Genomic DNA, 13928 nt, shown 5'->3' with positions numbered 1-13928 from the left:
AAAGCAGGAGGACTTATGACCCTGTCTTTTACTGCTCGCTGGCACGATGAGTTGCCGGAATTTTACACCGCACTCAAACCCACACCGTTACACCATTCACGCCTTATCTGGCATAACGATCGGCTGGCAGAAGAACTGGCCATTCCACCTGAGCTGTTTCAGCGCTCAGATAGCGCTGGCGTCTGGGGAGGCGAAACGCTTCTCGCCGGTATGCAACCCCTGGCTCAGGTCTATAGCGGACACCAGTTTGGCGTCTGGGCGGGACAGCTGGGCGACGGCCGGGGGATCCTGCTCGGTGAACAACAGCTTCCCAACGGGGAGACGGTTGACTGGCACCTGAAAGGTGCGGGCCTGACGCCCTATTCGCGAATGGGGGACGGGCGTGCGGTACTGCGGTCAACGATTCGCGAGTGTCTGGGCTGTGAAGCGATGCATGCGCTAGGGATCCCCACCACCCGCGCGCTCTCGATCGTCACCAGCGAGACGCCGGTTATGCGTGAATCCGTGGAAAAGGGCGCAATGCTGATGCGTATCGCGCAGAGCCACCTGCGCTTTGGTCATTTCGAGCACTTTTACTATCGCCGCGAGCCGGAAAAGGTGCGCCAGCTGGCGGACTTTGCCATTCGTCACCACTGGGCGCATGTGCAGGATGAGGCGGATAAATACGTTCTCTGGTTCAGGGATGTGGTTGCCCGCACCGCAACCCTGATTGCCCGCTGGCAAACGGTCGGCTTTGCCCATGGCGTCATGAATACGGACAACATGTCGCTTCTCGGACTGACCTTTGATTACGGTCCGTTTGGCTTCCTGGACGATTATCAGCCTGGGTATATCTGCAACCACTCTGACTATCAGGGACGTTACAGCTTTGACAATCAGCCCGCGGTAGGCCTGTGGAACCTGCAGCGGCTTGCGCAAACCCTGTCGCCGTTTATCGACGTTGATGCACTCAACGATGCGCTCGACAGCTATCAGGACATCCTTCTGCGGGAATATGGCACGCTGATGCGCAACAAGCTGGGACTCATGACGCAGGAGAAAGGCGATAACGACCTTCTCAACGGTCTGTTTGCCCTGATGGCGCGCGAGGGCAGCGATTATACCCGCACCTTCCGGATGCTGGGACAGACGGAGCAGCACAGTGCCGCCTCGCCGCTGCGCGATGAGTTTATTGACCGACAGGCGTTTGACGACTGGTTTGCATCCTACCGCTCGCGGCTGCAGCAGGAGCAGGTGGACGACGCGACCCGTCAGGCGAGTATGAATGCAGCGAATCCCGCGATGGTGTTGCGCAACTGGCTGGCGCAGCGGGCGATTGAGCAGGCCGAGCAGGGCGAGTACGGCGAGCTGCACCGTCTGCACGTAGCGTTGCGCACGCCGTTTGCCGACCGGGATGATGACTACGTCAGCCGCCCGCCCGACTGGGGCAAGCGGCTGGAGGTGAGCTGCTCAAGCTAGGGCGCGAGAAACACCTGCGGCGCGTCGTGAGCCGGATGGCTGCCGACGAGGACCTGCGCGCCGTACCAGCGGGCCAGCGCATCGGCCTGCAAAACGGTTTCCGGTTCTCCCTGGGAGACGATGCTGCCGCCATGCAGCAGCAGGATGCGGTCCGCCCACAGCGCCGCCAGATTCAGGTCGTGCAGCACCGCGCAAACGTGCAGATGTCCCCGGCGGGTCAGGGATTTCAGCAGGCGCAGCAGATGCTGCTGGTGATAGAGATCCAGCGCGGACGTGGGTTCATCAAGGAACAGCCAGCCGCGCGGGGCGCCCTCGCACCAGAGCTGGGCCAGCGCGCGGGCGAGCTGGACGCGCTGCTGCTCGCCGCCGGAGAGGGCGGCAAACTGCCTGCCCGCCAGCGGTAAGCAGCCAGTGATGGCCATGACCTCCTCAATCACCGACGCTTCAGGCGTGCGGGTCCAGGGCGCGCGACCCATACCGACGACCGCCTCAACCGGCCAGTCAAATCCGAGCTGGGTATTCTGGCGCATCACCGCCCGGTAGCGTGCGAGTCTGTTCGGCTGCCAGTCTGCAAGCGGCGTGCTCGCCAGGCTGCACCGTCCGCCCGCAGGGTTAAGATAGCCGGTAAGCAGCCGCATTAGCGTTGATTTTCCGGCGCCGTTAGGGCCAATCAGCGCCACCAGTTCGCCCTGAGATAAGGTCAGCGACACGTCGTTAATCAGCGTGCGTTGCCCGGCGCGAAAAACAAGATTTTCTGCACAATAGCGTTCAGCCATGCGCGCCTCCGCGACGAAAGATAAGCCACAGGAACCACGGCGCGCCGAGAAGGCTGGTCAATAAGCCGACCGGCATTTCCGCCGGGGCGACCAGGCTGCGCGCCAGCGTATCGGCCACCAGCAGAAGCAGCGCGCCGGCCAGCACCGAACCGGGGAGCGCCGCCCGGTGATCGGCGCCCAGCCACATGCGCACCAGGTGCGGTACCACCAGGCCGACAAAGCCGATCACGCCGCTGACCGCAACGGCGGCGGCCACCAGCAGGGCGCTGCACAGCAGCAGGATCCGCTGCACGGCGGCAACCTCCACGCCGAGGTAGTGCGCCTCTTCGTCGCCCAGCTGCAGCAGGTTGAGGGCACCTGCCAGACGCCAGATAACCAGCGCGGTGGGAACCATCAGCGACGCGACGGCCAGCAGCGTTGACCACTGCGCCTGGCCGAGGCTGCCCATTCCCCAGAGCGAAAGCTGGCGAAGCTGGGCATCGTTGCTGAGCCATGACAGCACGCCGACGGCCGCGCCGCACAGCGCGTTGATGGCAATGCCCACCAGCAGCAGGCGCGACAGGGACGCGTCACGCTGCCGGCTGAGCAGGAAAATCACGAAGGTGGCGGCCAGCGCGCCGAGAAACGCCGCCAGCATCGGGGCATACAGCATCACCAGCGCAGGCAGCGAGAGCGGGAGCACCACCCACAGCGCAACCGCAAGCGCCGCGCCGCTGCTGATGCCGAGCAGGCCAGGGTCCGCCAGCGGGTTGCGAAACAGCCCCTGCATCACGCAGCCCGCCAGCGCCAGCGAACCGCCAATCGCCAGCGCCAGCAGCACGCGAGGCAGACGGATCGTCAGCCAGATCTGGCGCAGCGCCTCGTCGGTGCCGTTCCACAGCAGGCTTACCGGCAGACGCAGCGCGCCAATACCGCTGGCCGTCAGCGTCATGACGACCAGCAGCGCGGCCAGCATCCACAGTGACAATGCGGCTCGCCGGGACATCAGGGCAGCTGCTCCGCTTTGGCCCGCAGCTGCCGGATGGCTTCCGGCGTTCGCACGCTGAAGCCCAGCAGCGCCATATCGTCAATCGCCAGCACCTGCTTATTCCGTCCCGCCGGAGTTTGCGCCAGGCCGGGCAGCGTCCACAGATTCGCTTCACCGCCCAGGGCGTTGAGGCCGTCCTGAGAAATCACCACCAGATCGGGGCGGCTGGCGATCGTGCCTTCCTGAGACAGCGGCTGATAGCGGGTAAACCCCTGCATCGCGTTCTGCAGCCCCGCCGCACGAATGGCCGCGTCCGCGCCGGTCTGTTGTCCGGCCGCCATGGCGGTCATTCCGCCGTGGTTGAGAATAAACAGTACCCGTTTATTGAGCGGTGACGCGGGCAGCTCCGTGAGCGACTGACGCAGCGCGCTGCGCAGGGCTTCCCCTTCGGCCTCGCGGTGCGTCGCTTCAGCGACGATCCGCACCTTTTCGTCAATGACGCTCAGGTCGTTACGGGCAGGCACCGCGATAACCCTGACGTGGCTTTGCTCAACCTGCTTAAGCGCCAGAGAGGGCTGCGCCTGGGCGCTGGCCAACACCAGCGTAGGGCGCATGGACAAGATCCCTTCCGCGTTGAGCTGGCGCAGATAGCCCACGTCCGGCAGCGCGGTCGCCGCCTGCGGCCACTGGCTGGTGCTGTCGCGGGCCACCAGCGAAGACGCCGCGCCGAGGGCGTAGACAATCTCGGTGACGTCGCCGCCGAGGGTCACGATTTTCTCCTGCGGCGCGGCAAACGCCATCAGGGGCAGGGCGCTGAGCAGGGCAAGCCACCGTTTCATGCGGCCAGCCCTTTCGCCGTTAAGGCGTCAATCTGGCTGCGCCACTGGCTCTGCTCCGGTTCGCCTTCGGTACGCTGTCCGTACAGCTGGGCGATTTGCGTTCCGTCGGCGGCAAACAGCTCCAGGCTGGTAACATGCCCATCCGCGGTCGGTTTGCGCGTGACCCACGTCTCGGCAATGGCGTCTTCAAGCAGGTGCAGGGTAAAGGTTGGGTTGAATATATTCAGCCAGCCTTTCATCGGCGCCAGCTTTTCCACTACGCCGGTGAAAATCTGCACGCAGCCGCGGTTGCCGACGAAGACCATGATTTCATTGCCGTCCCGACGCGCCGTCTCCAGCAGCTGCGCCAGCGCGCTGTTCTCTACCCGGCAGGCCAGATCGTCACCCACCAGGCGAAACGCCTGCTGGCGGCTGAGGTTATGGCGCTTGAGCAGGCTGAAGAACTGGTGCACGTCGGTCATGGCGCGCCACTCTTTGTCCACGAGAGCGGCTTGTGCATTTTCCTCGTGAGCAGGCGCATCGGGCACCTTCAGCGCCAGCGATGGATTATCGGCAATGATGAAGCGGGTCAGCACGTCGCCCCAGGCGGAAACGTCGGTGTTGTCCGTGGCGTAGACCTTGAGCAGGGCATCGCCCTGGTGGTCGAAGAACTGGATGCTCTGCCGCTCGCCGCGGGCGGTGGCTTCACTGACGTGAAACGCGCTCGCCCACTGGTTGAGGAACAGGCGCAGATCCAGCGCGCGCGGGTTCAGCACCAGCCCGGCGTGGCCGTTCAGGTGCTGGTTGGTAAAGCTCCCGACCTGCTCGTGCACGGCGTAGTCGTTGCGGCAGATGCATTTGGTTTCGCCCACCGCCTCCAGCGCGCCTAAAATCTCGCGGATCTCACCGCGCAGTCGCCAGGCGTCGTGGCCCACGCGGGCAAAGGCCAGCTCTGCTTCACTGATGTTCATTAACCCTGCTATGTCGCGCGCGTACTGACCGGGATTGGCCTCTTTTAGCTCAAGCCAGCGCGTGTAGTGATTCATTATCTTATCCTTCTGCATAGTTGGCCCAACGGGCGTTACCATTGATAGCTTACGAAAATCTTGCCGTTACGGCCGTCCTGCGGAATGCCCTGCGGCGACCAGTATTCCTTGTCAAAGGCGTTGCCGAGTACCAGCGTGGTGGTCACGCCTTTTAGCTGCTCCTGGCCTTTGTAGCTCACGTAAAAATCATTCACCGCATAGCCCGGCTGCTTGCTGTAGCTGCTGATATGCGTTGAGCGATCGACAAAGGTGCCAATCCAGCCGACGGAAAAACCGCTTTGCGCTACCGGAATGTCCAGCCTGCTGGTGACGGTATCCGGGTTGATGCTGGAGATGTACTCGCCCGTATCGGTATCTTTCCCGCGCGTACGGTTATAGGCCAGGTCGAGGTTGAAGAGATCGGCCGTGTATTTTGCCATCACGTCCCACCCCCAGATTTTGGCGTTCGGGACGTTATAGGACATGGTGGTCGCGGCGGCAAAATCGACGGTGGTGGAGATATAGTCCCTGGCTTTGGTATCGAAGTAGCTGGCTTTAAACTCCAGCGCATCGTTGGCAAGCAGCAGATCGTCAAAGCGCAGGCCAAAACCAAACTCCTGCGTTTCGTTGGTTTCCGGGCGCAGGTTCGGGTTCGGCACCCAGTAGTTGGTATAGAACCGGCCAATGGAGAAGTGTTTGGCGTCGTTGTACATCTCGCCCATGGTCGGCGCGCGGAAGGCCTGCGCGTAAGAGCCAAACAGCATCAGCCAGTCGGTCGGGCTGACGGTCAACCCGGCGCGGGAGGACCACTTATCGGCATCCACGTCGTCGTAGCCATTGCTGCTGCCGCGGTAATTGTCATACCGCGTGCCGCCCAGCAGGGTAACGGGCAGATCGCGAAGGGTGATTTCATCCTGCAGCCAGCCGGAGCTGAAGTCGATCTTCGCCTCCGGGAAGCCGGTGGTTGTCCCGCCCGGATGCTGCTTCTGACGAGAGTATTCCCCGCCGTAGGTCAGAAGGTGTGCTGCAAAGGTGTCGCTGAACAGGCGGGTGCGGTTTTCCACCTTGCCGCCTTGGGTGGTCTGCTTGCGGAACTCACCGCTCCCGTCGATATTCTGGGCATTAATGCGCGCTTCGGACCAGTAGACCTTCGCGTCGGCGTTCAGCCAGTCGTTACCTTCCGGGGCGATGTGATAGCCCACCTGCGCGTCACGCTGAATGGTGGAGCGATCGGTCATCGGGTTGCTGCTGTCCGCCCCGGGGGTTTGCGGGTTTTTCGGTTCCCGTGCGGCGTTGTTGTAATAGCGCAGAGAGCCGCTCAGGGTCTGGGCCGGGTCGATTTTCCAGCTGCCTTTCGCCAGCATATTATTGATGGATTCGTCGTTCGGCGCGGTTGCACCGTCGCTCTGGCGGATATCACCGCGATCGCGGCTGGACCAGGAGACCAGACCGTCCAGCGTATCGGTGCGGCCGTAGGCGCTGGCGCCCATCCCGAGGCTGCTGTCGCCCGTCGCACCCGTACCAAACACGCGGTAACCGCTGTGTTTACCCGGTTCCAGCAGGTCTTTGGCGTCAACGGTGTCATAGGAAATCACGCCGCCCAGCGCGCCGCTGCCGTACAGCAGGGCCGACGGGCCGCGAACCACTTCGATACGCTTAATCAGGGCCGGATCGAGGAACGTGCTGTTCAGGTGGCCGGTGTCGGTGCCCTGAGGCACGCCGTCAACCAGCACCAGCACGCCGCGACGGTCATAGCCGCGCAGGTTCACGTCCTGCCCGTTGGTGCGCCCGGTACCGTCCAGCGTCAGGCCGGGGACGTTACGCAGCAGGTCGGCCGCCGAGCTGGCGGTCTGTTTCTCGGGCGCGCTGGCGTCAATCACGCTCACCATCATGGGGGCTTCAAAGGCGCTGCGGGCGTTGCCCGTGGCGGTGACGGTAATATCGTCCGTGGCGGCAACTGCCGCAGTCGGCAGGGCGCTGACGATCGCCAGCGCCAGAAGTGACGGGCGTAAAGACGCGGAAGGCAGGTGTGGCATAGCAACTCTCCATAAAGAATCGAAAGCGCTGGCTGCCTGGGGATAACCTGGGTGGCTGGCGAATGTTTTGGTTTATTTTGTGAGGATCAGTTTTCCGGCATTCGTCTGGCGCAGCAGGTAGTGCTGGCCGTGATGCACGATAATGACCCGGCCCTCATCGCCGAGCAGGGTTTTGCTGTCAATCCGACGCTCGGTAGGGGCTGGTGCTGTGTCTGTTTTTACTGGCGTTGCCGGGCTGTTATCCGTACGTGACATAATGTTTATAAATAACAATCAATGTAACAATGATAATCATTATCAATAAACTGCAAATTCACGGCAAGCGTTTTTGTGAAAAAAGGGTGAGGGGATCAAATTTTGAGGGAAGGTGCGGGCTGGTGCCCTCATCCCGCCCCTCTCCCACAGGGAGAGGGAGAAGGGCACGAACCGTAGGTCGGGCAAGCGCAGCGCCACCCGACGAGGGGTTAGAAGCGTGTATCGACCGCAGACGCCAGCTTATCCAACAGCAGCTCGCTGTCTTCCCAGCTCAGGCACGGATCGGTAATTGACTGGCCGTACACCATCTGCTGGCCAGCAACGATTTTCTGCGTGCCTTCTTTGATAAAGCTTTCCGCCATAATTCCGGCAACGGCGGTCGATCCGCTGCGGATCTGCTGGCAGATCTCATCGCAGACGTCCAGCTGGCGGCGATGCTGCTTCTGGCAGTTGCCGTGGCTGAAGTCCACCACCAGATGTTCCGGCAGGTCGAACTCGGCCAGCGTTTCACAGGCCGCCGCAATATCCTGTGCATGGTAATTGGGTTTCTTGCCACCGCGCATAATGATGTGCCCGTACGGGTTACCGCTGGTCTGGTAGATGGTCATCTGGCCGCTTTTATCCGGCGACAGGAACATGTGGCTCGCACGGGCAGCGCGGATGGCATCAACCGCGATGCGGGTGTTGCCATCGGTGCCGTTTTTAAAGCCGACCGGACAGGAGAGGGCGGAGGCCATCTCGCGGTGGATCTGGCTTTCGGTGGTGCGCGCGCCAATCGCGCCCCAGCTGATGAGATCGGCAATAAACTGCCCGGTCACCATATCGAGAAACTCGGTCGCCGTCGGCACGCCCAGCTCGTTGACCTGCAAAAGCAGCTTGCGCGCCAGCTCGATACCGTGGTTAACGCGGTAGCTGCCGTTGAGATCGGGATCGGAAATCAGCCCTTTCCAGCCCACCACGGTACGCGGTTTTTCAAAGTAGGTGCGCATCACAATTTCAAGGCGATGCTGATATTTATCCCGCAGGCCCTGAAGCCGTTTGGCATAATCCATCGCGGCATCCAGATCGTGGATGGAGCAGGGCCCAATCACCACCAGAAGACGCTTGTCTTCACCATTGAGGATTTTTTCAATGCGGCGGCGGGAAGCCGTCACGTGTTCCGCGACGGAGGCGGAAACAGGATGCCGCTGGGCCAGTTCAGCCGGCGTGACCAGGCTGTCAATGCGCGCAGTGCGGAGTTCATCGGTTTTATTCATGGAATGTCTCAGAAAATTTTTGCTTCATCGGCAGACTACCGGGAAGTGATGGGCATCACCTTAAACCAATCCCTGCTGATTTCAAGTTCGGGGCGACACCGCCCCGTGGTTGCCGATGATGATACCTGAATCTGAGTTAATGTACTAGCATATTAGTACATGCGGCGATTAAGCCCCATGATATCGAGAATCTTGGTGGCAATTTCTTCTACCGAATAGTTGGTGCTGTTCAGCCACGGGATCTGATTTTTGCGGTACAGCGCTTCCACTTCCGAGACCTCCATCCGGCACTGGCGCATGGAGGCGTAGCGGCTGTTCTCGCGGCGCTCTTCGCGGATGGCCGCTAGGCGCTCCGGGTTGATCGTCAGGCCAAACAGCTTGTGCTGCAGCGGCTTAAGGGCGGCGGGCAGCACCAGGTTATCCATGTCGTCAGCGATAAACGGGTAGTTGGCGGCGCGAATGCCGAACTGCATCGCCAGATAGAGGCTGGTCGGGGTTTTGCCGCAGCGCGAAACGCCAAGCAGGATCACCTGCGCCTGGTCGAGATTACGCAGCGAGATACCGTCGTCGTGGGCAAGGGTGTAGTCAATGGCGGCGATACGCGCGTCGTACTTGGTCAGGTTCCCGGGGTTCAGGCCGTGGGTACGGTGGGCGATGGGGGTCGGGTCGAGCTTCAGCTCGCTCTGCAGCGGCGCCACCAGCGCCTGCACGATATCCTGACAGAAGCCTTCGCTTTGAAGGATGATGGTGCGGATCTCGGGGATCACGATGGAGTAAAACACCAGCGGGCGAACGCCGGTCTGCTGGTAGATGGCGTCGATCTGGTCCTTCACCGCTCTGGCGCGGCTCTCATTTTCGACAAACGGCAGCGTAATGCTGTTGATCGATACGGGAAACTGCGACATCACCGCGTGGCCCAGCACCTCGGCGGTGATCGCCGTACCATCAGAAATATAAAAAACGTGACGATCCACAGCATTATCCATTTTACCCACCCTGAATATCATACGTAATTGTCTGAAAGCATAAATTAAAAAAGTAATTTACACAGCAAAGAACTTATCTGAATTATGAATGAAACGCTGTTTTTGATTTTACTGAAAAGTGGATTTCATTTTTCAAATAGCGACTTTATTTTTGTGGTTAACGGCTGAATATAGAGGAATCATTGGGTTAATCGCTGGTGGGAAAGTATCCGAAAAGTTGAAATTTTAAATTGCTTACACGATTCACCGTTTTTTTAGCGGAAATAAATATGCCAGTATAAATACGTAGTCAGGTGTTACTTACTCCGATCAAATATCACAAAAGGATTGTTTCGATGTCCAACAATGGCTCGTCACCGCTGGTGCTTTGGTATAACCAACTCGGCATGAATGATGTAGACAGAGTTGGGGGCAAAAATGCCTCCCTGGGTGAAATGATTACAAATCTGTCGGGTATGGGTGTCTCCGTACCGAACGGGTTTGCCACCACCGCCGATGCCTTTAACCTGTTTTTAGACCAGAGCGGTGTTAACCAGCGCATTTACGACCTGCTGGATAAAACGGATATTGATGACGTTACCGAGCTTGCCAAAGCCGGGGCGCAGATCCGCCAGTGGATCATCGACACACCTTTCCAGCCGGAACTGGAAAAAGCCATTCACGACGCGTACAACCAGCTCTCCGCTGACGATGCGCAGGCCTCCTTTGCCGTGCGCTCTTCTGCCACCGCAGAAGATATGCCGGACGCCTCGTTTGCCGGGCAGCAGGAAACCTTCCTCAACGTCCAGGGTTACGACGCGGTGCTGGTGGCGGTGAAGCACGTATTTGCTTCCCTGTTCAACGACCGTGCTATTTCCTATCGCGTGCACCAGGGCTATGACCATCGCGGCGTGGCGCTCTCCGCTGGCGTGCAGCGCATGGTGCGCTCCGACGTGGGCTCATCCGGCGTGATGTTCTCCATTGATACCGAGTCCGGCTTCGACCAGGTGGTGTTTATCACCTCCGCATGGGGTCTGGGTGAGATGGTGGTGCAGGGCGCGGTCAACCCTGACGAATTCTACGTTCACAAGCCGACGCTGGCCGCGGGCCGTCCGGCGGTGGTGCGCCGCACCATGGGCTCGAAAAAAATCCGCATGATCTATGCCCCAACCCAGGAGCATGGCAAGCAGGTTAAGATTGAAGATGTGCCGCAGGAGCAGCGCGACCGCTTCTCCCTGACCGACGCCGAAGTGCAGGAGCTGGCGAAGCAGGCGGTGCAGATTGAAAAACACTACGGCCGTCCGATGGATATCGAATGGGCGAAGGACGGTAACACCGGCAAGCTGTTTATCGTCCAGGCGCGTCCTGAAACCGTCCGCTCGCGCGGCCAGGTGATGGAGCGCTATACGCTGCACGCCCAGGGCAAAATCGTCGCGGAAGGCCGCGCCATCGGTCACCGCATCGGTGCCGGTCCGGTCAAAGTGATCCACGACATCAGCGAGATGAACCGCATTGAGCCAGGCGACGTGCTGGTAACCGACATGACCGACCCGGACTGGGAACCGATCATGAAGAAAGCGGCGGCTATCGTGACCAACCGCGGCGGACGTACCTGCCACGCGGCGATCATTGCCCGCGAGCTGGGTATCCCTGCGGTCGTCGGCTGCGGTGACGCTACCGAACGCATGAAGGACGGGCAGAACGTAACCGTCTCCTGTGCCGAAGGCGATACCGGCTACGTGTATGCCGATATCCTCGACTTCAGCGTGAAAAGCTCCAGCGTGGATACCATGCCGGACCTGCCGCTGAAGATCATGATGAACGTCGGCAACCCGGACCGCGCGTTCGACTTCGCCTGCCTGCCGAACGAAGGCGTGGGCCTGGCACGCCTGGAATTTATCATCAACCGCATGATCGGCGTCCACCCGCGCGCGCTGCTGGAGTTTGACGATCAGGATCCCAAGCTGCAGAACGAAATCCGCGAGATGATGAAAGGCTACGACTCGCCGAAAGAGTTCTACGTTGGCCGTCTGACCGAAGGGATCGCCACGCTGGGCGCCGCCTTCTATCCGAAACGCGTGATCGTGCGTCTGTCTGACTTTAAGTCTAACGAATACGCTAACCTGGTCGGCGGCGAGCGCTACGAGCCGGAAGAAGAGAACCCGATGCTGGGCTTCCGCGGGGCCGGACGCTACGTGTCCGACAGCTTCCGCGACTGCTTCGCGCTGGAGTGCGAGGCGGTGAAGCGCGTGCGCAACGACATGGGGCTGACCAACGTCGAAATCATGATCCCGTTCGTGCGTACCGTGGATCAGGCGAAAGCGGTAGTGGACGAGCTGGCGCGTCAGGGGCTCAAGCGCGGCGAGAACGGGCTGAAGATCATCATGATGTGTGAAATCCCGTCCAACGCCCTGCTGGCCGAGCAGTTCCTGGAGCACTTCGACGGCTTCTCTATCGGCTCAAACGACATGACGCAGCTGACGCTGGGTCTGGACCGCGACTCCGGCGTGGTTTCCGAGCTGTTCGATGAGCGCAACGAGGCGGTAAAAGCGCTGCTCTCGATGTCCATCCGCGCGGCGAAAAAGCAGGGTAAATACGTCGGGATTTGCGGTCAGGGTCCATCCGACCATGAAGACTTTGCCGCCTGGCTGATGGAAGAGGGGATTGATAGCCTGTCCCTGAACCCGGACACCGTGGTGCAGACCTGGCTGAGCCTGGCGGAACTGAACAAGTAACGCCACGCTGACCGGAAAAGGCGAGGATATTATTCCTCGCCTTTATTATTTCCGTCCGAATATGCTCCCCATCACAAATAAAACAAAAAACCAAATATCATAATTTGTCTGTCAATTTAGACAATTGTTAGCGCGCAAACCGTTGCTAATACTTGGGCCTTACTGCGCATTTCCCTTAAGAAGATGCGCAACTGGTTGAAATACGTTTTAACCTGATAAAAAGGCAAATAACAATGACACTCTCCTCTGTATTGCGTACCAAAGATAAAATAGGTTATGGCTTAGGCGATATGGCCAGCGCGCTGGTCTGGCAAACGGCCACGTTATTTCTTGCTTATTTCTATACGGACGTTTTCGGTTTACCTGCGGCCATTATGGGTACCATGTTTTTAGTGGTGCGCGTGGTGGATGCGTTTGTCGACCCGTGCATTGGCGCGCTGGTGGATCGCACTCAAACGCGTCACGGCCGTTTTCGTCCCTGGCTGCTGTGGTTTGCCATTCCGTTTGGCGTGAGCTGTCTTATCACTTTCTATGTACCCGACGTGGGGCCGACGGCAAAAATCGTTTATGCCTGCCTGACCTATGCGATCTTAAGCCTGATTTACTCCGCGATTAACGTGCCTTACTGCGCCATGCCGGGCGCGCTGACGCTGGATCCGCGCGAGCGCCACTCCCTGCAGTCGTGGCGCTTTGGCCTGTCGTTTATCGGCGGATTGATTGTGACGGTAATCGCCCTGCCGCTGGTCTCACTGTTAGGCCAGGGCAACGTGCAGAAAGGCTATTTCTATGCCATGAGCCTGATGGGGCTGCTGGGCATTGTGCTCTTTTTCTGCTGCTTCCTGATGACCCGCGAGCGGTATTCTCCGCGCAACGATACCTCCGGCTCCATGCTTACCGATTTAAAACTGCTGGGCCGCAACAGCCAGTGGCGCATCGTCTTCCTGTTTAATATTTTGCTGTTAACGGCGGTGGTGACGCGCGGCTCCGCCACGATGTATTACGTGAACTATGTGCTGCTGCGTCCGGATCTGGTTTTTGCCTTTATTGTTTCCGGCATGGTGGCCTCCTTAAGCGGGGCATTATTATCCGAACGGCTGCTGGGGAAATTTGACCGCGTCCGCGCCTACCAGTGGACGATTATTTCCTTCGTTATCTTCGGCGCGCTGATTTTCTTCCTGCCGCCTTCGCAGGTGTGGCTCATCTTTGGCCTCAACATCGTCTTTAGCTTTATTCAAAACCTCACCACGCCGCTGCAGTGGACCATGTTCTCCGATGTGGTCGACTACGAAGAGCACCGCAGCGGTCGTCGCCTGGACGGCCTGGTCTTCTCCACCGCGCTGTTTGCCATTAAGTTTGGCCTGGCGCTGGGCGGGGCGGTGGTCGGCTGGGTGCTGGGCATGGTGGATTACGCCCCGGGCCAGGCCAGCCAGGCGCCGCACGTGCTCTCGACCATCAACGCGCTGTTCACTCTCATCCCGTGCGCGTTGTTCCTCTGCATGGTCGCGCTGCTTGCTATCTACAAACTCAACAGCCGGCTGGTGGATTCCATCGCCCGGGAGCTGGCCAGCAAGCGTGACGTCAGACCCGAAGCGGGGCAGCTCAGCCCGGCAACCCCTTCCGCACTACAGGAGTAAAAC

11 protein-coding genes are annotated in these 13928 nt (G+C 59.9%); 3 read left to right on the top strand and 8 right to left on the bottom strand.

Translation table 11 applies throughout. The features are described 5' to 3' along the window. Positions 1 to 15: 15 nt before the first annotated feature. The gene (gene selO / locus L6R44_RS04905; protein ID WP_237423453.1) at positions 16 to 1458 is read left to right on the top strand and encodes a protein adenylyltransferase SelO; all 1443 of its coding nucleotides are present in this window, start codon (positions 16 to 18) and stop codon (positions 1456 to 1458) included. On the opposite strand, the gene L6R44_RS04900 is transcribed toward selO, so the two are convergent. The 8 genes from L6R44_RS04900 to ppsR all read right to left on the bottom strand — a co-directional run bounded on the left by L6R44_RS04900 (position 1455) and on the right by ppsR (position 9577). Next, positions 1455 to 2234: a heme ABC transporter ATP-binding protein gene (locus L6R44_RS04900; RefSeq protein WP_237423452.1), complete on the bottom strand. Its 780-nt coding sequence runs from the start codon at positions 2232 to 2234 to the stop codon at positions 1455 to 1457. The genes selO and L6R44_RS04900 overlap by 4 nt on opposite strands. Beyond that, positions 2227 to 3219 carry a FecCD family ABC transporter permease gene (locus tag L6R44_RS04895; protein ID WP_237423451.1) on the bottom strand — a complete coding sequence of 331 codons (993 nt, stop codon included), beginning with the start codon at positions 3217 to 3219 and terminating at the stop codon, positions 2227 to 2229. The genes L6R44_RS04900 and L6R44_RS04895 overlap by 8 nt, the downstream gene beginning before the upstream one ends. Beyond that, positions 3219 to 4040, bottom strand: coding sequence for a heme/hemin ABC transporter substrate-binding protein (locus L6R44_RS04890; protein WP_237423450.1), 822 nt, complete (start codon positions 4038 to 4040; stop codon positions 3219 to 3221). The genes L6R44_RS04895 and L6R44_RS04890 overlap by 1 nt, the downstream gene beginning before the upstream one ends. Further along, positions 4037 to 5065 (bottom strand): hemin-degrading factor, encoded by a 1029-nt coding sequence (gene chuS, locus L6R44_RS04885; RefSeq protein WP_237423449.1) that lies wholly within the window; start codon positions 5063 to 5065, stop codon positions 4037 to 4039. The genes L6R44_RS04890 and chuS overlap by 4 nt, the downstream gene beginning before the upstream one ends. A 35-nt stretch (positions 5066 to 5100) precedes the next feature. Beyond that, positions 5101 to 7080, bottom strand: coding sequence for a TonB-dependent hemoglobin/transferrin/lactoferrin family receptor (locus L6R44_RS04880; protein WP_237423448.1), 1980 nt, complete (start codon positions 7078 to 7080; stop codon positions 5101 to 5103). 72 nt (positions 7081 to 7152) lie between these two features. Continuing rightward, entirely contained in the window at positions 7153 to 7335 is a 183-nt protein-coding gene (gene hemP, locus L6R44_RS04875) for a hemin uptake protein HemP (RefSeq protein WP_237423447.1), read from the bottom strand. Between the two features lie 209 nt (positions 7336 to 7544). Then, positions 7545 to 8591, bottom strand: coding sequence for a 3-deoxy-7-phosphoheptulonate synthase AroH (aroH, locus tag L6R44_RS04870; protein WP_237423446.1), 1047 nt, complete (start codon positions 8589 to 8591; stop codon positions 7545 to 7547). Between the two features lie 152 nt (positions 8592 to 8743). After that, on the bottom strand, positions 8744 to 9577 hold the full coding sequence (gene ppsR / locus L6R44_RS04865; RefSeq protein ID WP_032639894.1) for a posphoenolpyruvate synthetase regulatory kinase/phosphorylase PpsR: 834 nt from the start codon (positions 9575 to 9577) through the stop codon (positions 8744 to 8746). 335 nt (positions 9578 to 9912) lie between these two features. Here ppsR and ppsA point away from each other — a divergent pair, with 335 nt between their 5' ends. Beyond that, entirely contained in the window at positions 9913 to 12291 is a 2379-nt protein-coding gene (ppsA, locus tag L6R44_RS04860; protein WP_023311316.1) for a phosphoenolpyruvate synthase, read from the top strand. Between the two features lie 233 nt (positions 12292 to 12524). Next, positions 12525 to 13925 (top strand): MFS transporter, encoded by a 1401-nt coding sequence (locus tag L6R44_RS04855; RefSeq protein ID WP_237423445.1) that lies wholly within the window; start codon positions 12525 to 12527, stop codon positions 13923 to 13925. The last annotated feature ends 3 nt before the right edge of the window (positions 13926 to 13928 follow it).

Source organism: Enterobacter cloacae complex sp. ECC445 (assembly GCF_021892025.1).
GTDB classification, from domain to species: domain Bacteria; phylum Pseudomonadota; class Gammaproteobacteria; order Enterobacterales; family Enterobacteriaceae; genus Enterobacter; species Enterobacter chengduensis.
The sequence above is the reverse complement of the archived record's forward strand: the minus strand, read 5'-3'. Positions and strand labels throughout refer to the sequence as shown.